At 70.9% G+C, this 23,434-nt stretch carries 15 protein-coding genes and 1 pseudogene; 8 read left to right on the top strand and 8 right to left on the bottom strand.

The window, feature by feature from the left end; genetic code table 11:
- Positions 1-13: 13 nt before the first annotated feature.
- Positions 14-1,714 (bottom strand): hypothetical protein, encoded by a 1,701-nt coding sequence (locus F9C12_RS12710; RefSeq protein ID WP_409466000.1) that lies wholly within the window; start codon positions 1,712-1,714, stop codon positions 14-16.
- 41 nt (positions 1,715-1,755) lie between these two features.
- The gene (locus F9C12_RS12705; RefSeq protein ID WP_409465999.1) at positions 1,756-2,097 is read right to left on the bottom strand and encodes a hypothetical protein; all 342 of its coding nucleotides are present in this window, start codon (positions 2,095-2,097) and stop codon (positions 1,756-1,758) included.
- Between the two features lie 397 nt (positions 2,098-2,494).
- Here F9C12_RS12705 and gltB point away from each other — a divergent pair, with 397 nt between their 5' ends.
- The 4 genes from gltB (at position 2,495) to F9C12_RS12685 (ending at position 13,408) form a co-directional block, all read left to right on the top strand.
- Positions 2,495-7,036 carry a glutamate synthase large subunit gene (gltB, locus tag F9C12_RS12700; RefSeq protein WP_409465998.1) on the top strand — a complete coding sequence of 1,514 codons (4,542 nt, stop codon included), beginning with the start codon at positions 2,495-2,497 and terminating at the stop codon, positions 7,034-7,036.
- Between the two features lie 68 nt (positions 7,037-7,104).
- On the top strand, positions 7,105-8,613 hold the full coding sequence (locus F9C12_RS12695; RefSeq protein WP_409182192.1) for a glutamate synthase subunit beta: 1,509 nt from the start codon (positions 7,105-7,107) through the stop codon (positions 8,611-8,613).
- Positions 8,614-8,796: 183 nt separating this feature from the next.
- Positions 8,797-11,964 (top strand): hypothetical protein, encoded by a 3,168-nt coding sequence (locus F9C12_RS12690; protein WP_409465997.1) that lies wholly within the window; start codon positions 8,797-8,799, stop codon positions 11,962-11,964.
- A 52-nt stretch (positions 11,965-12,016) separates the two neighbouring features.
- A complete protein-coding gene (locus F9C12_RS12685) occupies positions 12,017-13,408 on the top strand; it encodes a class II 3-deoxy-7-phosphoheptulonate synthase (protein WP_409182190.1) in 1,392 nt (463 codons plus the stop codon).
- Positions 13,409-13,438: 30 nt separating this feature from the next.
- Here F9C12_RS12685 and F9C12_RS12680 read toward each other — a convergent pair.
- Positions 13,439-13,570, bottom strand: a pseudogene (locus tag F9C12_RS12680) (wax ester/triacylglycerol synthase family O-acyltransferase); the annotation flags it as partial.
- On the opposite strand from F9C12_RS12680, the gene F9C12_RS12675 reads away from it, so the two are divergent.
- Entirely contained in the window at positions 13,535-13,675 is a 141-nt protein-coding gene (locus tag F9C12_RS12675; RefSeq protein ID WP_409465996.1) for a 3-deoxy-7-phosphoheptulonate synthase, read from the top strand. The pseudogene F9C12_RS12680 and the gene F9C12_RS12675 sit on opposite strands and share 36 nt — an antisense overlap.
- Before the next feature lie 30 nt (positions 13,676-13,705).
- Here the strand turns inward: F9C12_RS12675 and F9C12_RS12670 are convergent, their stop codons facing one another.
- The 5 genes from F9C12_RS12670 to pknB form a co-directional block, all read right to left on the bottom strand.
- Positions 13,706-14,920 carry a wax ester/triacylglycerol synthase domain-containing protein gene (locus tag F9C12_RS12670; RefSeq protein ID WP_409466998.1) on the bottom strand — a complete coding sequence of 405 codons (1,215 nt, stop codon included), beginning with the start codon at positions 14,918-14,920 and terminating at the stop codon, positions 13,706-13,708.
- Between the two features lie 183 nt (positions 14,921-15,103).
- Positions 15,104-15,781 carry a hypothetical protein gene (locus F9C12_RS12665; RefSeq protein WP_409182188.1) on the bottom strand — a complete coding sequence of 226 codons (678 nt, stop codon included), beginning with the start codon at positions 15,779-15,781 and terminating at the stop codon, positions 15,104-15,106.
- A complete protein-coding gene (locus tag F9C12_RS12660; RefSeq protein ID WP_409182187.1) occupies positions 15,781-17,244 on the bottom strand; it encodes an SPFH domain-containing protein in 1,464 nt (487 codons plus the stop codon). Before F9C12_RS12660 ends, F9C12_RS12665 begins: the two co-directional genes overlap by 1 nt.
- A gap of 68 nt (positions 17,245-17,312) precedes the next feature.
- A complete protein-coding gene (locus tag F9C12_RS12655; protein ID WP_409182186.1) occupies positions 17,313-17,522 on the bottom strand; it encodes a hypothetical protein in 210 nt (69 codons plus the stop codon).
- Positions 17,519-19,537, bottom strand: a complete 2,019-nt coding sequence (pknB, locus tag F9C12_RS12650) for a Stk1 family PASTA domain-containing Ser/Thr kinase (protein ID WP_409465995.1) — start codon at positions 19,535-19,537, stop codon at positions 17,519-17,521. The genes F9C12_RS12655 and pknB overlap by 4 nt, the downstream gene beginning before the upstream one ends.
- A 92-nt stretch (positions 19,538-19,629) precedes the next feature.
- On the opposite strand from pknB, the gene F9C12_RS12645 reads away from it, so the two are divergent.
- The 3 genes from F9C12_RS12645 to F9C12_RS12635 all read left to right on the top strand — a co-directional run bounded on the left by F9C12_RS12645 (position 19,630) and on the right by F9C12_RS12635 (position 23,434).
- Complete coding sequence (locus F9C12_RS12645) at positions 19,630-19,998, top strand: Rv2175c family DNA-binding protein (RefSeq protein ID WP_409182184.1); 369 nt, start codon at positions 19,630-19,632, stop codon at positions 19,996-19,998.
- 149 nt (positions 19,999-20,147) lie between these two features.
- A complete protein-coding gene (locus tag F9C12_RS12640) occupies positions 20,148-22,319 on the top strand; it encodes a hypothetical protein (RefSeq protein WP_409465994.1) in 2,172 nt (723 codons plus the stop codon).
- Positions 22,316-23,434 carry a S8 family serine peptidase gene (locus F9C12_RS12635; RefSeq protein WP_409465993.1) on the top strand — a complete coding sequence of 373 codons (1,119 nt, stop codon included), beginning with the start codon at positions 22,316-22,318 and terminating at the stop codon, positions 23,432-23,434. Before F9C12_RS12640 ends, F9C12_RS12635 begins: the two co-directional genes overlap by 4 nt.

The following is a 23,434-nucleotide window of genomic DNA, read 5'->3' as shown; positions in this document are numbered from 1 at the left end:
CGGCAGTTCCTCCTTAGTCGATGCGGCCGTGGATCCGGCCGCTCGCCGAGCGACGGGGCGGATGGGACGGCGGATGGTTCGCGGGCGGGTGGCTCGGCTGCTGCGGCGGATGGCTGGGCTGCTGCGGCGGCTGGTGGTTCTGCTGGTTCTGCGGGGGCTGGTGCTGCGGACCGTCCGGCTGGGACCGCTGGCCCTGCCCGCGTTCGCCGTCCCCCGGCGAACGGTCGCGTTCGTCGCCGGAGCGGCGGTCGCCGGTGTCGCCGGAAGTCCGGTCGCCTTCGTCGTCGCCGCCTTCGCGCGAGCGCCGGTTCTCCGCGTGCGCCTCGCGCGACTCGTTGACGCCGTCCTTGCCCGCCTGCACGGCGTCCTTGGCGTCCTGGCCGATGCCCTTGGCGTTGTCCTTGATGTCGCCGACGTCGCCGCCGATGTTCTTCGCGATGTCGACCAGATCCCCGATGCTGCCGACGTCCTTGATCTTCTGCAGCTGCGACCCGATGTCCTTGATCGAGTTCCAGATGTCCTGGACCCGCGTGATGATGTCCTGGATCATCTCGATGATCGAGATCAGCGCGTTGATCAGCGGGATCAGCTCGGACAGCGCGGTGATCGCGTCGGCGATCCAGCCCGCGATCGGGACGCACGCCTCGGCGGCCATCACCAGCAGCCGGTCGATCAGGCTCTTCAGCAGGTCGAGCGCCTTGGCCGCGAGCTTCTTCGACGTGTCCGACAGCAGGTCGAAGCCCTTGGCGATCAGCGACGCGATCCCGGCCTCGGCGGCGAGCCCGGCCCGCCATCCGGCCTGCACGTACGCCTTGTGCTCCAAGGAAGCCATGCCGTGCCAGGAATCGCTGACGATCTTCTCGTTGGCGACCATCACCTCGGAGAAGGCCTTCATCGCCTCGGAGATGTTGCGCCACGCCTCGGCGTCGGCCGACATCTTCGAGAAGTCGCCGGTGAGCGGTTCGATGAACTGCTGGGTGAGCGTGGTGCCGGTGAACTTCTGATACACCCACTCGACGGCCATCACCTCGACGCCGGCGTCCTTCACCAGCGCCTGGACGTCGTCGCCGGAGGTGTCTTCCGGCGGCTGCAGCAGTTCGACGATCGAATCGCCGCGGTCGAACTCCCCGGCGCTGCCGGGCACCCCGCCGGGCTCGCCGCCCGAAGCGCCGGTGCCGCCTTCTCCGCCGTTGCCGCCGCCCTCGCCGCCCTCGCTGCCGGAGCCGCCTTCGTCGCCGCCTTCGCCACCGGAGCCGCCCTCGTCGCCGCCCCGGCCGCCGCCTTCGTCGCCGCCCTCGTTGCCTCGGTCGCGGCCCCGGCCGTCGCCGCCTTCTTCGCCGCCGTCTCGGCCATCTCGGCCATCCCGCCCGTCTCGGCCGTCGCGCCCGTCGCGGCCCTCCCGGCCGTTGCCGTTGTCCCCGCCGGAGTTGCCGCCGGTGCCGCTCGGATGCGTCTGGTCGTCCCCTCCGGACGGACGGCGTCCGCCCGGACCGGTGCCGGGCTGCTGGCCGCCCGGATGCCCGGGCTGGTTTCCGCCCGGAGGCGGCTGGTTGCCGGGATGACCGGGCTGGTTGCCGCCGGGAGGCGGCTGGTTCCCCGGATGCGGCTGGTTGCCGGGATGCGGCTGGTTTCCGCCCGGGCGGGACGGCGGATGCGTCGTCCCCGTTCCCCCGGGGTGGTGGCCGCCGCCGTGTCCGCCGCCGTGCCGTGCCATGTCTGTTCCCCCTCGTCAGAACCGTGTGGTGCGGATGCGCATCAGGCCGCGCCGCGGCCGGAGTCGATGCCGTCGAACTGGTCGACGAACTGCTGCAGCAGCTGCGCGGAATTGGCGTCGTGGCGCGCGTAGGCCTGCGCCGCCTGCTTGACCCCATCCGACAGCGAGGTGAGCCGCGAGTGTCCGAAGTCGAGCGTGCCGCCATACAGGTTCGCGACCAGCTGCACCACCGGCTGCAGCACCACGAACAGGCCGGTGAACCCGGAGGTGTCGCACGCGGTGGAGCGCATGTAGTCGTTGATCTTGCTGATCTTCTCGTGGAGGCTGTCGAGCACCTCGGCGTACTGGTTCATCGTCTCGACGTCGACTTCTATGCCGGACATGAAAGAAACCGCCCTCCCCGTGAGCTATTCGGTTGCCGAACACTATGGCAACCGACGGTCACCGAGTGTGGGCGGTTCCCGGAAATTGGTGCGATTACCTGGGGAGATCGGGCGAAGGGGACGAAGCGGGCGCATCGACTTCGTCACGCGAGGGGTGCGCCGGGCCGCCCGGGGGCTTATGCTTCGCGGACCGAAGCATCGGGAATCCATCCGGAACTATGTCGTTCCGCGCTGCCGGATCGTTACCGTTCTTCCCCGTTCGGGGAGCTCCGAGGCGCTGCTGGGGTGTTTCCCAGGTGTTAAAGTCGCGCTAACAAGCGGGCCATCGTCGTCCCGTGCGCTCCCCGCGGCCGGTTCGCCGGCCACCGCACGAAACGACGAAGGAGGTCCCTTTTCCATGATCTTCTCCGCCATCCCCGGCAAGCAGGGTCTGTACGACCCGGACACCGAGCAGGATTCCTGCGGCGTCGCCATGGTCGCCGACGTCCAGGGCCGCCGCACGCACGGCATCGTCACCGACGGTCTCGCCGCGCTCACGAACCTCGACCACCGCGGCGCCGCGGGAGCCGAGCCGACGAGCGGCGACGGCGCCGGGATTCTCCTGCAGCTGCCCGACGAACTGCTGCGCGCCGAGGCGGGCTTCCCGTTGCCCGGCCGCGGCGCCTACGCCGCCGGGATCGCGTTCCTGCCCGCCGACGACGAGCAGCGCCGCAAGGCGATCGGCCTCACCGAACGGATCGCCGCCGAAGAAGGGCTCGCCGTCCTCGGCTGGCGCGAGGTCCCGGTGGACACCGACGGCGCGGAAATCGGCCCGACCGCGCGTTCGGTGATGCCGCACTTCGCGATGCTGTTCGTGTCGTCCCCGCACGGCGAAACCGGCCTTGAGCTGGACCGGCTGGCCTTCTGCCTGCGCAAGCGCGTCGAGCACGAAAGCCTCGCGTCCGGCTGCGGCACGTACTTCCCGTCGCTGTCGGCGCGCACGATCGTCTACAAAGGCATGCTCACGCCCGAGCAGCTGCCCCGGTTCTTCCCCGATCTGCGCGATTCCCGGCTCACCAGCGCGATCGCGCTCGTGCACTCCCGGTTCTCCACCAACACTTTCCCGTCGTGGCCGCTCGCGCACCCGTTCCGGTTCGTGGCGCACAACGGCGAGATCAACACGATCCGCGGCAACCGCAACCGCATGCGCGCCCGGGAAGCGCTGCTCGAATCCGACGTGCTCCCGGGCGATCTTTCGCGGCTGTACCCGATCTGCTCGGCCGACGCGTCGGACTCGGCGTCCTTCGACGAGGTGCTGGAGCTGCTCCACCTCGCCGGCCGCTCGCTGCCGCACGCGGTGCTGATGATGATCCCGGAGGCGTGGGAAAACCATCCCACGATGGATCCGGAACGGCGTGCTTTCTACCAGTTCCACGCCAGCCTGATGGAACCGTGGGACGGTCCGGCGTGCGTCACCTTCACCGACGGCACGCTCGTCGGCGCGGTGCTCGACCGCAACGGCCTGCGCCCGGCGCGCTGGTGGCGCACCGCCGACGACCGCGTGGTGCTGGCCAGCGAGGCCGGAGTCCTCGACGTGGCACCGGAAAACGTCGTCGCGAAGGGCAGGCTGCGGCCGGGCCGGATGTTCCTCGTGGACACCGCGGCGGGCCGGATCGTGGACGACGAAGAGGTCAAGTCCGCGCTCGCGCGCAAACAGGCCTACAGCGACTGGCTGCACGCCGGGCTGCTGAAGATCGCCGAGCTGCCCGACCGCGACCACGTGGTGCAGAGCCACGATTCGGTGCTGCGCCGCCAGCTCGCTTTCGGCTACACCGAAGAAGAACTGAAGATCCTGCTCGCGCCGATGGCCGCCAACGGGGCCGAGCCGATCGGGTCGATGGGGTCGGACACCCCGGTCGCCGTGCTCTCCAAGCGGTCGCGGCTGCTGTACGACTACTTCAAGCAGAACTTCGCGCAGGTGACCAATCCGCCGCTGGACGCGATCCGCGAGGAGCTGGTCACGTCGATGAGCCGGATCATGGGACCGGAGCGCAATCTGCTCGCGCCCGGGCCCGCGTCGTGCCGGCACCTGAACCTGCCGTACCCGGTGATCGACAACGACGAGCTGGCCAAGCTCATCCACATCAACGACGACGGCGACCTGCCCGGTTTCGCCTGCAGCGTCCTTTCCGGACTGTACGAAGTGGACGGCGGGGCGGACGCGCTGGCGGCGGCGCTCGAGCGGGTGCGCCGCGACGCGTCCGAGGCGATCGCGGCGGGCGCGCGCACGCTGGTGCTGTCCGACCGCGATTCCGACCACCGGATGGCGCCGATCCCGTCGCTGCTGCTGGTTTCCGCGGTGCACCACCACCTGGTGCGCACCAAGGAGCGGCTGCGCGTCGCGCTGGTCGTGGAGACCGGCGACGCCCGCGAGGTGCACCACATCGCGCTGCTGCTCGGCTACGGCGCGGCGGCGGTGAACCCGTACCTTGCCTTCGAAACCATCGAAGACATGATCAGCCAGGGCGCGATCACCGGCATCGAGCCGGCGAAGGCGATCCGCAGCTACGTGCAGGCGCTCGTCAAGGGCGTCCTGAAGATCATGTCCAAAATGGGCATCTCGACAGTCGGCGCGTACACCGCGGCGCAGGTGTTCGAAGCCCTTGGCCTGAGCCAGGAACTGCTCGACGAGTACTTCACCGGGACGTCGTCGAAGCTCGGCGGCGTCGGGCTGGACGTGCTCGCCGAAGAGGTCGCGGTGCGGCACCGCCGGGCGTACCCGGACAACCCGACCGACCGGGTCCACCGCGGGCTCGACACCGGCGGCGAGTACGCGTACCGCCGCGAGGGCGAGCTGCACCTGTTCACGCCGGAGACGGTGTTCCTGCTGCAGCACGCGTCGAAGACCGGACGCGACGAGGTCTACCGCAAGTACACCGAAGAGGTGCACCGGCTCTACCGCGAGGGCGGCACGCTGCGCGGGCTGTTCAAGTTCCGCGAGGGCGCGCGCGAGCCGATCCCGCTGGACGAGGTCGAGCCCGCGTCGGCGATCCTGCGCCGGTTCAACACCGGGGCGATGTCGTACGGCTCGATTTCGGCCGAGGCGCACGAAACCCTCGCCATCGCGATGAACCGCATCGGCGGCCGGTCCAACACCGGCGAGGGCGGCGAGGACCCGGAGCGGCTGTACGACCCGCAGCGGCGCAGCGCGATCAAGCAGGTCGCGTCCGGCCGGTTCGGCGTCACCAGCGAGTACCTCGTCAACGCCGACGACATCCAGATCAAGATGGCGCAGGGCGCGAAACCGGGCGAAGGCGGGCAGCTGCCGCCGAACAAGGTGTACCCGTGGATCGCGCGCACCCGGCATTCGACGCCGGGCGTCGGGCTGATTTCGCCGCCGCCGCACCACGACATCTACTCCATCGAGGACCTGGCGCAGCTGATCCACGACCTCAAGAACGCCAACGAGAAGGCCCGCATCCACGTGAAGCTGGTGTCCTCGCTGGGCGTCGGCACGGTCGCGGCGGGCGTGTCCAAGGCGCACGCGGACGTCGTGCTGATTTCCGGGCACGACGGCGGAACCGGCGCGTCGCCGATGAACTCGCTCAAGCACGCCGGGACGCCGTGGGAGATCGGGCTCGCCGAAACGCAGCAGACGTTGCTGCTCAACGGTTTGCGCGACCGGATCACGGTGCAGGTGGACGGCGCGATGAAGACCGGCCGCGACGTCGTCATCGCGGCGCTGCTCGGCGCCGAGGAATACGGCTTCGCGACCGCGCCGCTCGTCGTGGCGGGTTGCATCATGATGCGCGTCTGCCACCTCGACACGTGCCCGGTCGGCGTCGCCACGCAGAGCCCGGAGCTGCGCAAGCGCTACACCGGACAGGCCGACCACGTGGTGCGGTACTTCGAGTTCGTCGCCGAGGAAGTGCGGGAAACCCTGGCCCAGCTGGGATTCCGTACCCTCGACGAGGCGATCGGGCACGCCGAGATGCTCGACACCGACGAGGCAGTGCGGCACTGGAAGGCCTCGGGGCTCGACCTCGGCCCGATCTTCGAGATGCCCGCCGAAACGCCGTACGGCGGGGCGAAGCGGCGGGTGCGCGAACAGGACCACGGCCTGCAGCACGCGCTCGACCGCACGCTCATCCAGCTCGCCGAGGCGGCGCTGGAGGACGCACATCCGGTGCGCCTGGAACTGCCGGTACGCAACGTGAACCGCACCGTCGGCACGCTGCTGGGCTCGGAGATCACCCGCCGCTACGGCGGCGAGGGCCTGCCGGACGACACGATCCACGTGCGGCTCACCGGGTCGGCCGGGCAGTCGCTCGGCGCGTTCCTCCCGCGCGGCATCACGCTGGACATGGTCGGCGACGCCAACGACTACGTCGGCAAGGGCCTGTCCGGCGGCCGGATCGTGGTCCGCCCGCACCCGTCCGCGAGCTTCGCCGCCGAACAGCAGACGATCGCGGGCAACACGCTGGCCTACGGCGCGACGTCCGGCGAGATGTTCCTGCGCGGCCAGGTCGGCGAACGGTTCTGCGTCCGCAACTCCGGCGCGACGGTCGTGGCCGAGGGCGTGGGCGACCACGCGTTCGAGTACATGACCGGCGGCCGCGCGGTGGTGCTCGGCCCGACCGGGCGGAACCTGGCGGCCGGGATGTCCGGCGGCAGCGCGTTCGTGCTCGACCTGGACCGGGCGAAGGTCAACCAGGACATGGTGGACCTGCTTCCGCCGGACGCCGAGGATCTGGCCTGGCTCAAGCAGATCGTGCAGAAGCACCACGACCTCACCCGCTCGGCCGTGGCCGCGTCGCTCCTGGGCGACTGGACCCGGCGCGCGGCGGCGTTCACCAAGGTGATGCCGCGCGACTACCAGCGGGTCCTCGATGCGGCGAAGGCAGCGCGTGCGGCCGGCCGCGACGTCGACGAAGCGATCATGGAGGCAGCTCGTGGCTGACAATGGGCGGAGCCGCGGCTACGAGTGCCGGCTGGGCGCGGGTATCCCGCAGAACACGGAGGCGGCTCGTGGCTGACCCCACCGGTTTTCTCAAGTACGAACGGCAGGAACCGAAGAAGAAGTCTTACGAGGAAAGGCTTTCCTCGTGGGGCGAGGTCTACGCGGACGTGCCGCCGGAGGAGCGCAACGAGCAGGTGCGCACGCAGGCGTCGCGGTGCATGGACTGCGGCATCCCGTTCTGCCATTCCGGCGGTTCCGGCTGTCCGCTGGGCAATCTGATCCCGGAGTGGAACGACCTCGTCCGCCGCGGCGACTGGGCGGCGGCCAGCGATCGCTTGCACGCCACCAACAATTTCCCGGAGTTCACCGGGAAGCTGTGCCCGGCTCCGTGCGAGGCGGGCTGCGTGCTGTCGATCTCGCCGCTGTCCGGCGGACCGGTGGCGATCAAGCGCGTCGAGGAGACGATCGCGGCGCAGTCGTGGGAAGCCGGATACGTGCAGCCGCAGGTGTCCGAGGTGTCCTCGGGCCGCAAGGTGGCCGTCGTCGGCTCCGGTCCGGCCGGGCTCGCCGCCGCGCAGCAGCTGACCCGCGCGGGCCACGAGGTCACCGTGTTCGAACGGGACGACCGGCTCGGCGGCCTGCTGCGGTACGGCATTCCCGAGTTCAAAATGGAGAAGAAGGTCCTCGACCGGCGGCTCGCGCAGCTGCGCAAGGAGGGCACGAAGTTCGTCACCGGCTGCGAGGTCGGCGTCGACCTGTCGGTGGAGGACCTGCGCGCGCAGTACGACGCGGTGGTGCTCGCCGTCGGCGCCCTGCGCGGGCGGGACGACCGCACGACGCCGGGCCGCTCGCTCGACGGCATCCACCTGGCGATGGAACACCTGGTGCCGGCCAACAAGTTCGTGGAGGGCGACGGCCCGTCCCCGGTCGACGCGAACGGCAAGCACGTCGTGATCATCGGCGGCGGCGACACCGGCGCGGACTCCTACGGCACCGCCACCCGGCAGGGCGCGCTGTCGGTCACCCAGCTCGACCAGTACCCGATGCCGCCGCAGACCCGCGACGACGAGCGGTCGCCGTGGCCGACGTGGCCGTACATCCTGCGCACCTACCCGGCGCACGAGGAAGCGGGCGAGCGGAAGTTCGCGGTGGCCGTGAAGCGCTTCGTCGACGACGGCAACGGGCACGTCAAAGCCGTGGAACTGCAGGAAGTCCGCGTGCGGAAGGATCCGGAAACCGGCCGCCGCGAGGTCATCCCGGTCACCGAAGAGGTCGAAACGCTGCCCGCGGACCTGGTCCTGCTGGCGATCGGCTTCGAAGGCGTCGAGGAAATGCCGCTGCTGGAGGGCCTGGACCTGACCCTGAACCGCCGCGGCACCCTGTCGTGCGGTTCGGACTGGCAGACGGAAACCCCCGGAGTCTTCGTCTGCGGCGACGCCCATCGAGGCGCGTCGCTGGTCGTGTGGGCCATCGCCGAAGGCCGCTCGGTGGCGGCCGCGGTGGACACCTTCCTGACCGGTGCTTCGGACCTTCCGGCTCCGGTGCACCCGACCGCGTTGCCGCTCGCGGTGGTGTGATCCCCCCTGGCTCGGGCCCCGGCGCAACGGCGCGCCGGGGCCCGTTTCTTTCCCGTGCTGACCGGGCAGTCCCCCCGGCGGGCAAGCAGGTTCGGCAGCGACGCTGTCCGGTGCCGCCAGGGTCGGCTTCCGGCCAAGCCGACCCGGTTCGTGAGAAGCTGAGCTGTCGGAGGGGGTCTCCAGGTGGACGAGCGGATCACGAACCAGGTCCTGGGTCCGGTGACGGGCAAGGTCGTGCAGATCGGCCACGCCGAGTCGGTCGTCGTCCACGCGGGGTCGCCCGCCCGGTCCCGCTACCGGCAATGGGTCCGCCAGGTGGCTCCGGAACACCTCGTCGGCCGCGAGACGGAACTGGCCGAACTGGCCCGGTTCTGCACCGCTCCGGACGGCGCTCCCGCGTACGCGTGGTGGCGCGCGGCTCCTTGGACGGGCAAGTCCGCCCTGATGGCCTCGTTCGTGCTCTCGCCGCCCGAGGGAGTCCGGGTGGTGTCGTTCTTCGTCACTGCGCGCTCGCTCGGCGACGACACCCGCGAGGCCTTCGTGGACGTCGTCCAGGAGCAACTGGCCGAAGTCCTAGGCGCGGCGAAGGATCCCGAAGCGCGAAACCTCAACGCGGTCTTCGCCGAAGCCGCCGCGCACTGCCGGAATCGCGGCGAGCGCCTGGTGCTGGTGGTCGACGGCCTGGACGAGGACCGCGGCGCGAGTTCCGGCGGGCACAGCATCGCCGCGCTGCTGCCGTTCCCCGAAAACGGCCTGCGCGTGATCGTCGCGAGCCGCCTGAACCCGGACGTCCCGCCCGATGTACGCAGTGATCATCCGCTGCGGGCGCCCGGCATCGAGCGCCTCCTGGCGCCTTCGCCCGCGGCCGTCGCGGCGAAGGCCGACATGGAGCGCGAACTCGACGCGCTGCTCCAAGACCAAGAGGACCTGCTGGGCTTCCTGGTCGCGGCTCGCGGCGGACTCAGCAGCGACGACCTGGCGCAGCTGACTCAGCGCCGCCCGCGCGACGTCGAACGGGTCCTGAACAGCGTGGCCAGCCGGTCGTTCACCCGCCGCCCGGCGCATTGGCGGCCCCGCGAAGCCCCGGCGGTTTTCCTGCTGGGCCACGAGAACCTGCACCGCGAGGCCGTCGAAGCCTTCGGCGCCGAACTGTCCCGTTACCGCGAGGCGATCGACGAATGGGCCGCCGGATACCGGTCGGCGGGCTGGCCGCCGGGCACTCCCCAATTCCTGCTCCGCGGCTACTTTCGGCTCGTCCAGGAGAGCGGCGACGTGGCGACCCTCGTGGACCTTGCCGGAGACCCGGCGAGGCACGAACGCCTGCTCGACGTTTCCGGCGGCGATCTGGCCGCGATGGGAGAGCTGGAGGCCGCCCGCACGGCCTTGCTCGCGTCCGCCGAACCCGACCTGGTCCGGTTGATCACCCTCGACACGTACCGCGACAACTTCCGCGACCGCAACAAGATCACGCCGGTCCGCCTGCCCGCGGTATGGGCCGCGCTGGGGCAGTTCGACCACGCCGTGGCGCTGGCGCAGGCCATGACCGATCCGCGGTCGCGCACGCGAGCACTGCTCGAACTCGCCGGTGAGCTGGCCCGCGCCGGACAGGCCGAGCGAGCCGAGCGGCTGGCCGACGACGAACACGACCCCGAGCTGCGCGACTCCGTGCTCGCCGAAACCGCGGTGGCGCTGGTGCACCGCGGAGACTCCGCGGCCGCCGCGCGGATCGCGGACCGGGTGAGCGCGGATCAGCGCCGGCGGATCGCCGCCGTCGCCGAACCGGACTTCTCCCGGGCCGGGCAGCTGGCCGGGGAGATTTCCGGGGAAGACCTCCGGGACCGGACGCTCGGCGAACTGGCGGTCCGGGCGGTCGAAGACCTGGACGCGGCCGTCGAACTGGCCGGCGCCGTGACGCACGAACTGCGCCGCCACGAGATCTTCGACGAGCTGGCGGATCGGCTCGTCCGGCGCGGCGAAGCCGACCGCGCCCGAGCTCTCGCGCGGGAGAACAGTTCCGCCGGAGTGCTGTTCCGCCTCGACCTCATCGCCGAATTGGCCGCGTCGGACGACCCGGCGGGAGCTGTCGGCGCGAGACTCCGCGCGGAGGACCGCGAGTACACGTTCGTGCCGGTCCTGATCGAGTTCCTGGCCGGGACCGGCAGGCTGGGGGAGGTCCCCGCGGTGCTGGATTCGATGGCCAACCCCTTCGCGCGGCGCGAAGCGACCACCCGGTTCGTCCGGGCGCTGGCAGCCGCGGGCGAGGCCGGCCAAGCCTTCCACTGGACCGCCCAGTACCCCGCCGCCCGCCGGTCGTCCTTCGACCTGGGAGCCGAGGCGGACCGGTTCGTGATCCTGGCGGACGCTCTGCTGGCGGCGGGGGATCGCGCCCGCGCGCGGCAGGCGGCGGAGCGGGCGGAAGCGCTGACCCGCCGTCCGGTCGACGACCCGCGCGCGGCGGCGGCGATCAGCGCGCTGAGCAAAACTGTCGTCGCGGCCGGAGACGTGCGCCGGGCGGAGCTGCTGGCTCCGCTGGTGCAGTCGGAGCTGCAAGGGCTGGCCGAAATCAGGTCGCTGGCGAGCCTGCTCGCCGAAAGGGGGGATCCGCGGATCGCCGAGAAGCTGATCCGCGGCGTCGAGTTCTGGTCGGCGATGCGAGAACCCGTGACCCTGCTCGCCCGCCGGCTCCGCGCCGAGGGCGACCGCGCCGGGCTGGCCCGGATCGCGGACTACGTCCGGAGCCGGGTGAAGGAGGCGCCCCCGGACGGGTCCGGCTGGAACGAATCGCGCGCGGCCATCGTGATGCTCGCGGCCGTGGGCGAACCCGCTGAGCTGGTGCGGCTGGTGGCCGCCCGCCCGGAGGAGGCCAACCTCGGCTTCGCGATCGAGGACGCGATGGCGAACCTGGCGGCCCGGGGAGAGGCCTCCGCGGCTCTCGAGCTGTGCGGATACCTGGACGAGCGCGACGTGGTCCAGGCCCGGCGGGTTCTCGTCCGGGGCCTGGCCGCGGCCGGGCATCTCGGCCAGGCCGAAACCGTGCTCGAGAGCGTCGGGAACGAGCAGGAACGCGAACGGCTCACCCTGGCGTTCCTGCCGGAACTCGCCCGGCACGACCTGCCCCGCGCGCTCGCCCGGGCCCGGCTGGTCGAATCCGCGGAGGACCGCGCCCGGCTCCTGGTCGAAATCTCCGCCGCCGCCCCGCCGGGCGAACGCCGCCGGATCCTCGCCGAAGCGGTCGCCCTCGACCACTGGTCCGTCATCGTCCCCGCACTGGACACGGACGAACTGGCCGGTCTCCTCGACGTGGCCGACCGGTTCGGGGCCCTCTACCGCCAAGACGCCCCGGACGCGTGACCCTCGCCGCCCACCGGCTCCGGCTTGAGCGGCAGACCCTATCCTGAGACGCGTGAACTGGACAGTCGACGTTCCCGTAGACACTCTCCCCGAGCTGCCGCCGTTGCCTCCTGAGCTGCGGGACCGCCTCGACACCGCTTTGTCGCTGCCCGCCGCGCAGCAGCCGGAGTGGCCGGACGCCGCGCTGGCCAAGCGGGTGCGCGGCGTGCTGGAGAGCGTGCCGCCGATCACCGTGCCCGCCGAGATCGACCGGTTGAAGAGCCGGCTCGCCATGGTGGCCCGCGGGGAGGCGTTCCTGCTGCAGGGCGGCGACTGCGCGGAAACGTTCGAGTCCAACACCGAACCGCACATCCGGGCGAACCTGCGCACGCTGCTGCAGATGGCCGTGGTGCTCACCTACGGGGCCAGCCTGCCGGTGGTGAAGGTCGGCCGGATCGCGGGCCAGTACGCGAAGCCGCGCTCGTCCGGCACCGACGCGCTCGGCCTTCCGGTCTACCGCGGCGACATCATCAACTCGCTCGTCGCCAAGCCGGAGCTGCGGGTGCCGGACCCGGGCCGGATGATCCGCGCGTACGCGAACGCCGGCGCGGCGATGAACCTGGTCCGCGCGCTCACCGGGGCCGGCATGGCCGACCTGCACCAGGTGCACGACTGGAACAAGGACTTCGTGTCCTCGTCGCCGGCGGGGGAGCGGTACGAGGCGCTGGCCGCCGAGATCGACCGCGGCCTGCGGTTCATGAACGCCTGCGGCGTCACCGACACCTCGCTGCAGTACACCGAGATCTTCGCCAGCCACGAGGCGCTGCTGCTCGACTACGAGCGCGCGATGCTCCGGCTGGACCAGGCCGACGCGGCGAACCCGAAGCTGTACAACCTGTCCTCGCACTTCCTCTGGATCGGCGAGCGCACCCGGCAGCTCGACGGCGCGCACATCGCGTTCGCCGAACTGCTGGCGAACCCGATCGGGCTCAAGATCGGCCCGACCACCACGCCCGAGCAGGCGCTGGAATACGTCGAGCGGCTCGACCCGCGCAGCGAACCGGGCCGGCTCACGCTGATCTCCCGGATGGGCAACGGCAAGGTCCGCGAGGTGCTGCCGGCGATCGTGGAGAAGGTCGAAGCGTCCGGGCACAAGGTCATCTGGCAGTGCGACCCGATGCACGGCAACACGCACGAATCGTCCACCGGCTACAAGACCCGGCACTTCGACCGCATCGTGGACGAGGTGCAGGGTTTCTTCGAGGTGCATCGCAAGCTCGGCACCTACCCGGGCGGCATCCATGTCGAGCTGACCGGCGAGGACGTCACGGAATGCCTGGGCGGGGCGCAGGAAATCTCCGACATCGACCTGTCCGGCCGTTACGAGACCGCCTGCGATCCCCGGCTCAACACCCAGCAGTCGCTGGAGCTGGCGTTCCTGGTCGCGGAGATGTTGCGCGGCTGATCTTCCGCCTCGTGGGTGCCGGTTGGGTGCTCACGAGGCGTCCAGCAGTTCGGCCGCGGATTTGGCGACGGCGTCTCGCAGCGACCCGAGGTCGGTCACGGCGTCCGCGTTCGCTTGTAGTCCGATGTGGACATTGTTCTGCCAGTGCGCGACCGCGATGCCCGGCGGCACGCGCGCATCGTGGACGAGACCGCCTGTGACCCCCGGCTCAACACCCAGCAGTCGCTGGAGCTGGCGTTCCTGGTTGCGGAGATGCTGCGCGGCTGATCTTCCGTCTCGTGGGTGCCGGTCGGGTGCTCACGAGGCGTCCAGCAGTTCGGCCGTCGATTTGGCGACGGCGTCTCGCAGCGACCCGAGGTCTGCCACGGCGTCCGCGTTCGCTTGCAGTCCGATGTGGACATTGTTCTGCCAGTGCGCGACCGCGATGCCCACCGCTTGGTGCGGCGCGAGCGGCACGAACGGGTAGACCTCGGTCAGCGGCGCGCCGCCGAGCGCGTACCGGGCGGGCGGAACCGGCACGGTCGTCACCACCAGATCGAACAGCAGCGGCGCGGCCAGCCCGGCCGTTCGCGTCCCGAGCCGGTGCAGCACGGCGGGCATCCGGTCGGCCAGCAACGGAAAAGCACCGGCCCCGCGAGAAGGCCCGGCAGCCTTGTTGCGCGTCATCGCCGCGCGCACCTCGGCCAGCCGTCGCACCGGATCGTCCGTTCCGATCGGAAGATCGCACAAATAACCGGAAAGCTTGTTCCCGCCCCATTGCTCGGCCGCCCTCCCGCGCACGCTCACGGGAATCAGCGCGCGCACCGACCGTCCCGTCGCGCGAATGCCGCGATTGATCAGCCATTCGCGCAACGCACCCGAAAGCACCGCGAGGACCACGTCGTTCGTGGTCCCGCCGTGCGTTCGCCGGATCCGGCGAAGATCAGCCGAGGCCAGCCGGGCGAAACCGAGGCGTCGTCCGGCGGTGGCGGGTGCGGCGAACGGGAGGCACGGCGGACGGGCCGCCCGGACTACCGACGACGCGATTCCCGCTGTCTCCACCACATCCCGCGCCGCGTCAAGCGGCGTGCGCGGCCGCGGAACCGCCGGTGCGGGCTCCGGAAGCGGCAATCCGTCTAGGAGTCCTACCGTGACGGCGTACGCGCCCGCTCCGTCGGTGAGCGCGTGGTGCAGCTTGAGCAACACCGCGAAGCTTCCGTCCGGAAAACCCGTCACCACAGCGAGTTCCCACAACGGACGGTGCGGGTCGAGCGGTTCGGCGAGCCACTTCGCCGCGAACTCCGGCAGCGGGTCCGGATCGTACAGGGTGGTCAGCCGGTGGTGCCGAATGTGTTTCACCGCCTGGAAATCCGGGTCGTCCACCCAGGCCGCGGAACCGGGCGGGAACAGCCGGGCGCGGACTTTCCGGCGCAGCGGCCGAATATTCGCCGCGCGCCGCGCGAGCAGCGCGGTCAGCCGGTCCGGGTCGATCGGCGCGTCCGGCGCGAACACCAGTGCCGCACCCATCTGCATCGGCGCGGTTTCCCTGGAAAGGCAAAGAAAAGCGACATCGAGCGAGCTGAGCGGGACAGGCGCCATGGTCCACCTTCCAGCGTCCGGCGTCGAGGGCGAATGTCGAGGGCGAAAGTCACGACACTACTCGGGTGTGACCGGCGGACGGCCGTTATGTTTCCCGGACGCTAATTCCCCGGAATTTCACTCTCCTGGGGCACGGCGCCGCTGCGGCAGGCCAGGCCCGGCGGACTCGTGCACCTCCGCGGCGATCTGACGCAGCGCGACGCCGTTGCCCGGCCGCTTCGGCAGCCCGGGCCACAGTTCGCCGGCTTCGAGCGCCGCGGCGCGCAGCCGTCCGCCGTCGAGTTTGGTGTGCGTTTCCGGGATCTCGCGGTCGAGCCACTGCACGATCACCTTCAGCGGACCGGCGCTGGGCAGCGGCCACACGAACACCGGATGCTCGTAGTGGAAGTCCGACCCGCTGCCTTCCTCGACGCGCAGCACCGGTTCGTGCGGTTCGCCCGCGCTCGGCACCGAAACGGTTTCGGAACTGGCCCGGCCGCCGTCCGGGAACAGCACGCCGACCAGCAGCGAGTTGTAGTCCGGGATCCGCCGGTGGCCGATCAGCGGCGCGCCGTCCATCCGGTCGCGCGAGTACACCGCGATCCGCAGCGTCATCGCCTCCGGCCACACCTCGACCGCGCGCAGCGCCACGATGGTGCGCTCGGAGCGGCCCAGCGGCGTCGGCCACGGCACGAGCGCGGGCACGATGTGGTCGGCCGGCGGACCGGTCCACGGACGGCCCTCGTAGCCGAACAGCTCCCGCTCCCGGACCGGGAACACGGGTCGCTCGCGAGGACCGTCCGTGAAGAAGCTCATCAGTCCTCGCGAGCCGCGGAATCGGGCTGCTTGGTCCCCATGGCGTCCATCAGCTGGCGGGCGAGGCCGAGGCCCGTGCCGCCGAGGGAAAGCGCCTTGGTGAACATGTCCGACATCCCGTCCGCGCCGTTCAGGACCACCATGTGGTCGACATTGCCGAAGGCCTGCGCGCCGGCTTCGACGATTTCCGGCCAGCGCTCGGCCAGCTGTTGTGCTACCACAGCCTCCTGGTTCTCCGCCAGTGCAGCCGCGCGCGCCTTGATCGACTCGGCCTCGGCGAGCCCCTTCGCCTTCGCTGCTTCGGCTTCGGCCAGACCCTTGGCTTTCGCCGCTTCGGCGTCCGCGAGCCCCTTGGCCTTGGCCGCCGCCGCTTCGGCCTCGCCAGTGGCCTTCGTCGCGCTCGCGCTGGCTTCCGCGCGCGCCTTCGTGGCCTGCGCTTCGGCCTCCGCCGCGGTCTTGACCCGGGTCGCGTCCGCGCCCGCCCGCAGCTCGGTTTCCTTCGCCTGTGCTTGCGCGCGGGCGATTTGCGCGTCGCGTTCCGCGTCGGCCGTGGTGCGCGTTTCGTACGCCTTCGCGTCGGCCGGTTTGCGGACCTGCGACTGCAGCCGCTGCTCGGACAGCGCCGCCTCGAGTTCGGCGGCCCGGGTCTCCTGGACCACGACCTCCTGGCGCGCGGTCGCCTCGGCCAGCGGACCGGACTGGCTCGCCTTCGCCTTGGCCTGGTCCACCTCGGCCTGGTACCCGGCCTGCTGGATCTGGCTCTCCCGGATCGCGCCCGCCTTGCGCGCCGCCGCGATCTGCTCGGCCTCGGTGGCTTCCTGGTCGCGCTGCGCCTCGGCGATCCGCGCGGCGGCGGCGATCGCGGCCGCGTGCGGTTTGCCGAGGTTGACGATGTAGCCGGACTCGTCGTCGATCTCCTGGATCTGCAGCGAGTCCACGATCAGCCCGAGCTTGATCATCTCGGTGGCCGACGACTGGCGGACCTCGCCGGTCAGCGCGTCGCGGTTGTGGATCATCTCCTCGATGGTCAGCCCGCCCACGATCGAGCGCAGATGCCCGGAGAACAGCTCGTGGATGGTGTCGTTCATGCCCTTCTGCTGGTCGAGGAACCGGCGGGCGGCGTTCGCGATCGAGGCGAAATCGTCGCCGACCTTGTAGATCACGACCGCTCGCACGGTCACCGGAAGACCCTGTTTCGTCACGCACGAGACCTGCAGGTTCACGCCCCGGGTGTCCAGCGACAGCCGGCGCGCGGTCTGGAAGCCGGGCAGCACGTTCACGCCGCGTCCGGTGACGATCTTGAACCCGAGGCTGTCGGCGGTCTCGCTGCGCTCGACCCGGACGCCCCAGCCGGAGATGATGAGCGCCTCGTTCGGCTCCGCCACCTTGTAGAGGATCCGCAGAAGCCCGAACAGCAGGATCACGGCCACGACCGCGATCACCGCGATGACCCAGATTTGCATCGCCCTCGCCGCACTTTCCGTAGTCAGCTGGAACGGCGCTCAAGCGCCGCCAGCACCGCGACGGCGCCTCAAGCGCGCAACGGTTGCCACCTTTCCACGTAGACCGTGCGCGGGGGCTCGAAATCGACCACCAGGACCGGAGTGCCCACGGCGAACGTCGTCTCCGGTTCGGCCGGATAGGCGTAGAAGGCCTCGGTTCCGCCGCGGACGCTCAGCAGCACCTCGCCGATCAGTCCCGGCCCGACGGTGCCGGTCACCCGCCCGCGGCTGCCGATCATCCGCCGAACCCCCGGATCTTGACCTTGGTGCCCTTGGGCACGAACGAGCCGGGGGCCGGGTCCTGCTGCAGGACGAAGTCGAAGCCGCCGTGCCCGTGGCCGTTCCCGTCGCCGCCCTTGCGGTCGACCTCGAGCCCGGCCTCCTTGAGCTGCTGCGCGGCCTGGTCGAACGGGCGGTACCGGACGTCCGGGACCTGCACCGCGTTCGAGACCCAGACCTTGACCTTCTTGGTCCCCGGCTGGCCAGGGCCCGGGTCGGTGCGGGTGACCGTGCCCGCGGGCACGTTCTGCGAGAACTCCTCGCCGCCGTCCTGCGGCTGGAACCCGGCCTGCCGGAGGATCTGGAACGCCTCGTCCTTGGCCCGTCCGGTGACGTCCGGGACCGGCGGAAGCGGTTCCTGGCCCTTGGACAGCACCAGCGTGACCTGGCCGCCCACGTCCAGCGGGGTGCCCGCCGCCGGGCTCACGCTCACGACCGTGCCCTGGGGCGCGGTGTCGCTGTACTCCGGCGTGCCCTGGACGAGGGTCAGCTTCTGCTCCTGGATCGCCTTCGTGGCCGCGTCGAGCGAGGAGCCGACGCGGATTTCCGGCACCTTCGGCTTGCCCTTCGAGACCACCACGGACACGGTGGCCTCCTGGTCGAGCTTGGTGCCCGGGGCCGGATCCACCCTGATCACCTTGTTGGCTTCGACGGTGTTGTCGAACTCCTGGCTGTAGCGCGGGTTCAGCTTCGCCGCGCGCAGCTGGTCGCCCGCCTCGGCCTGGGTCAGCCCGGCGAGCTTCGGCACCGTCGTGGTCGTGACCTTGGAATCGCTGAGGATGAACGCGAACGCGCCGATCAGGCCGCCGAGCACGAGCACCCCGGCGACCGCCAGCGCGATCAGCTTGCGCTTGTCGCGCGGTTTCCGCGGCTCGTCGGACGCGGTGGCGGGCGCGGCGGGCGGCGGTCCGGCCGGGGGAGGCGCGACGGGCACGGCGCGGGTCATGGCGCGCGTGCCGCGAGGGCCGGAGACCGGCATGGTCTGCTGGTCCGCCGGAACGTGCTGCTGGACGGCCGGGATGTTCGGCAGGGTGCGTTCTACGTCGGAGATCCGGTCGCCGTCCGGCGGCGGGGGCACCGGCACCGCGACCGGCTGCAGTCCCAGCTCGGCGCGCGCGGCCTGCAGCCGCGCGAGGAACTCGCCCGCGTCGGCCGGGCGCTGGTCGGGATCGCGGCGGGTGGCGCGCAGGATCAGGTCGTCGAGCACCGGCGGCAGGTCCGGCCGCAGCTCGCTCGGCCGCGGGACGTCGTCGTTCACGTGCCGGTAGGCGACCGAGATCGCGGTGTCGCCGGTGTAGGGCAGCCGGCCGGTGAGCATCTCGTACAGCAGGATGCCCGCCGAGTAGACGTCGCTGCGGGCCGTGGTGTCGCCGGTGGCGACCTGTTCCGGGGCCAGGTAGCCCACGGTGCCGAGGATGACGCTCGAACTCGTGGTGCCCGCGCTGGCCACCGCGCGGACCAGGCCGAAGTCGCCGACCTTGACCACGCCGCCGGCCAGCTGCCCGCTGCGGCCGATGAGCACGTTCTCGGGCTTGACGTCGCGGTGCACCAGCCCCGCGGCGTGCGCGGCGGCCAGCGCGGCCAGCACCGGCTCCGCGACGCTCAGCGCGAGCGAGACGTCCAGCTGGCCCTGCTCGTCCAGCAGGTCGCGCAGCGTGCCGCCGTCGACCAGCTCCATCACCAGGAAGGCGAGCCCGGTGTCCTGGCCGGCCGGGGCGTCGAAGCCCTGGTCGTGCACGGCCACCACGTTCGGGTGATGCAGCTGGGCGGCCGAACGCGCTTCGCGCACGAACCGGTCGACGAACGACCGGTCGTCGGCGAACCGCGGGTCCATGATCTTGATCGCCACCGCCCGGTCGAGGCGGGTGTCGAGGCCCCGGTAGACGGCCGACATCCCGCCCCTGGCCAGCAGCTGGTCAACGCGGTACCGGCGTTCGAGCAGGGCGCCGACGAGGCTGGGCTGGGTGCGCGTCACGGTGGGCAATCGTACGGAAGGCCGCGCGTGCCGGGGCGGGTCACCCGTGCGTACCAGCGGGCCGGACGGGGGAATGTGGCACAGTGTCACGTGTGAGTGGGATTCCTGTCGCCGACGACATCCTCGACGCCGCGGTCGCGGTCAAGCCGTTGCCGGAGGTGGCGGCCGCATTGGGCGTCTCGGCCAACAAGGTGCGCCAGATGCTGCGGGACGGCGAGCTGATCGCCGTCCGGCGCGACGGCGAACTCTGCGTGCCCGCCGACTTCTTCGTGAAGGACGGCATCGTCAAGGGGCTGGCCGGCACCATCACCGTGCTCGCCGACTCCGGGTTCAGCCGCACCGAGATGCTGCGCTGGCTCTTCACCGCCGACGACACGCTCCCGGGCAGCACGCCGATCAACGCGCTGCGCACCAGCCACGGCACCGAGGTCAAGCGGCGCGCGCAAGCGATGGCGTTCTAGGACCTTCCCGCAGTGCTCCGGACGGGCTCGCTCAGTGCCCTCCGGGACAGAACCCGCGTTTTTCGTTGACGGGGTCAATTGGCTCGGTCCATCGTCGGAAACCGTCCTGAAAATCCTGCTCGGCCGCATGCTGGAGAGGAGCATCGGGCATGAGAGGACGGGTTTCCGGAAAACGCTGCGCACTCGCGTCGGCTGTGCTGGTGCTGAGCGGTTCCGCGGTGCTGGCGCCGCCCGCTGTCGCCGCGGTCTCGCCCTTCGCGGAATGGGCGGCGCAGGCCCGCGAAGTCGCCTTGCCGACGGGGGACCGGCTCACGGTCTTCCCTGGCGCGAACGGCGGTACGGATTACGCCTTTTCGTCGCCGCCGCGCACCGCTTTCCAGTCGTATCAAACCGACGGCGGCGACCGTTATGTCATTCCGGCCGACGCTGTTCCCTTTCTCGGACAGCTGGACAAATCGCTGTTCGACGTCACCGCGCTCGCCCGGGAAAAGCCCGGGAAAATCCCGCTGGATTTGACCTTCCCCGCCGGGACGGCCCCGTCGGCGCTGCCCGGCATCACGCTCGTCTCGGCCGCCGGGAACACCGCGACCGGCTACCTCGAAAACCCGGCGGAATTCACCGCTGAACTGCATCGGCGCATCGCCGCCGACACCGCCGCCGGACGTCCGCCGGGCAGCAGCGTCCTGCCCGCGAAAATCCGGCTGGCCGGCGCGCCCGGCGAAGCACGGCCGCAGTACCCGATGAAGATTCTCGAACTCCGCCTCGCCGATCTGCGCGGCCGCTCGGTCAACGGCCTGGTGTCGCTGGTCGACACTGATTCCGCGGCCAGGCTGACGCGGCAGGTCGAGGTCGACGGCGTCGCCCGGATCGCGGTTCCCCGGGGGCATTACGCCGCGTCCGCCAGCTTCTCCGACTTCGACGAGACCGGGAAACTGACCGCCGCGCGGACTTCGTGGGTCGAGGGGTTCGTCGTCGAGGACTCGCCCGGCGTGCAGACGTTGACGGTGGAAGAGAAGCACGCGACCGCCGAGATCACGGTGACCGCGCCCAAGGCGGCCGAGCAGGACCTGCTCGTGACCAGCTTCTACCGCGAGGACGCGACCGGCCGCGGATTCGCCGCCGGCGTCGCGGGCGGCACGGTCAAGCAGTACGTGCGGCCGGTTCCGAAACCGGCTCAGGGCGTGCTGCACTACGTCGTGCAATGGGGCGGCAAAGCGCCCCAGCCCGAGGACCGGTACCGCGTCGATCTCTCGTTCGCCAGCGAGGGCATCGCCGAGGACCAGTCGTTTTCCGCCAAGGAGAGCGAACTCGCGACGGTCCGGGACCGGCTGTACGCCGACCCCGCCGACGCGATGCCGGTCGCGATCGAGAACGGCCCGGTGGACCCGGTGATCGAGCGGCACGGGCTCGGCGCGTTCGGCTTCTTCGTCCCGGCTCCCGGCGTGCTCACCGACTATCTCGGCACCGCGCACACCGGGAACTGGGTGCAGTACGAGCAAACGGGCTCGACGCGGATGCTCATGACCGCCGATCCGCGCGTCTACCGGCCGGGCAGCACCACGACCGTCGACTGGTCGCGCGGTCCGCTGACCGCCGGTCTCGGGCAGTGGGCCCAAGGCAGGCTGTGCGAGGTCTGCTACGCGGGCGGCACGGTCTCGGTCGCCATCCAGGTGCTGCGCGACAGCGTGCCGGACCACACCGCGATCCCGTTGTCCTTGATCCCGAAGACGCATTTCTCCTTGTACCGGGACGAGAAGCAGGTGTTCGACGGGGACGCCTACGGGCTGACCCTCGACGTGCCGGAGACGCCGGCCACTTTCCGCGGCGTGCTGGACGTCGACCGGACGGCGATGCCCGGCGTCAGCCAAGCCGGAAAACTGCGGACCGAGCTGACGATGCGGTACGACCCCTCGGGGCCGGACGCCTCGCTGCCGGCCCCGCATCGGTGCCTGGCCAGCGATCGGACGCGGCCGTGCCGGATCATGGGCGCGCTGACTGTCGACTACCACCTGGACGCGGATCTCTCCACGACGTCGTCTTCGCCGCTTCAGGTGCTCGAACTGCATGTCGGCCACGCCGCGTACAGCGGTGCCGGATCGCATTCGCCGATCACCTCCGCGACGGTTTCGGTGTCCGCGGACAACGGAGCCACCTGGCAGCCCGCGCAGGTCTTCGGGCTGTTCGGCGAATACGTGGCGGTATGGCGGAATCCGCCGGCCGGAATCTCGCCGTCGCTGAAGGTGACTGCGCGAGATCTGGCGGGCCACGCGATCACGCAGACGATCAGCAACGCCTACACCGTCGGGAAGGCCGAGCGATGAAACGCATTCTGGCCGTGTTGCTTCTCCTCGCCGCGTTCGTCCCGTCCGTCGCGTCCGCCGCCTCACGCGACATCTGCGGCCCCGCCGCACCGGGATTCGCCCGCTGTTACGCCAAAGTGGACAGTCGCGCTTCCTTGCGCGCCAACGGATATAGCCCGGCTGATCTGCGTTCCGCCTACCGGCTGCCCGGGACCGGCGGCGCGAGCGAAACCATCGCCATCGTCGACGCCGGCGACGCCCCGACCGCCGAAGCGGATCTGGCGGTATATCGACAAACCTACGGTCTCCCGCCCTGCACCACGGCGAACGGCTGCTTCCGCAAGGTCAACCAGCGGGGCCAGACCGCTCCGCTCCCGCCGCGGCGGGGCGGCTGGCAGGTGGAGATCGCGCTGGATCTGGACCTGGCCTCCGCCGCCTGCTCGGAGTGCAGAATCCTGCTGGTGGAAGGAGACGACGCGTCCTTCGAAGCGCTCGGCACCTCGGTGGACACCGCGGTGAAACTCGGCGCGACGATCGTGTCGAACAGCTACGGCGCGCCGGAAAGCCGCCGGTCCGCCGAGCTTGCCGGGCACTACCGCCATCCCGGCGTCGCGATCGTCGCGTCGAGCGGGGACGGCGGGTTCGCCACCCCGAATTTCCCCGCGGTGTACTCGAGCGTCATCGCGGTCGGCGGCACGTCGCTGTCCAAAGCGGACAACGCGCGCGGCTGGACCGAATCGGTGTGGCAGGGCGCGTCGAGCGGATGTTCGGCCTGGGTGGCGAAACCGGCGTGGCAGAAGGACCCGAACTGCCCCGGCCGGACCGTCGCCGACGTCGCCGCGGTAGCCGATCCCGCCACCGGACCCGCGGTCTACGAAACGGCAATCCTGCGCGGCTGGGCGGCAATCGGCGGCACCAGCGCGTCCGCGCCGTTCATCGCCGGAGTCATCGCGCTCGCCGGGCACCACGGCCAGTATCCGGACGCCTCGCGGCTGTACTCCGGGAAACTCAACGACGTGGTCGGCGGAAACAACGCCCAATTCGAGGAATGCGGCGGCGATTACCTGTGCACCGGCGTGCCGGGATACGACGGCCCGACCGGAAACGGGACCCCGGACGGACTGGCTGCTTTCTGA

This window comes from Amycolatopsis sp. GA6-003 (genome assembly GCF_046267895.1).
GTDB lineage: Bacteria > Actinomycetota > Actinomycetes > Mycobacteriales > Pseudonocardiaceae > Amycolatopsis.
Note: the sequence above shows the minus strand (reverse complement) of the source record. Positions and strands in the feature narration are given on the sequence as shown.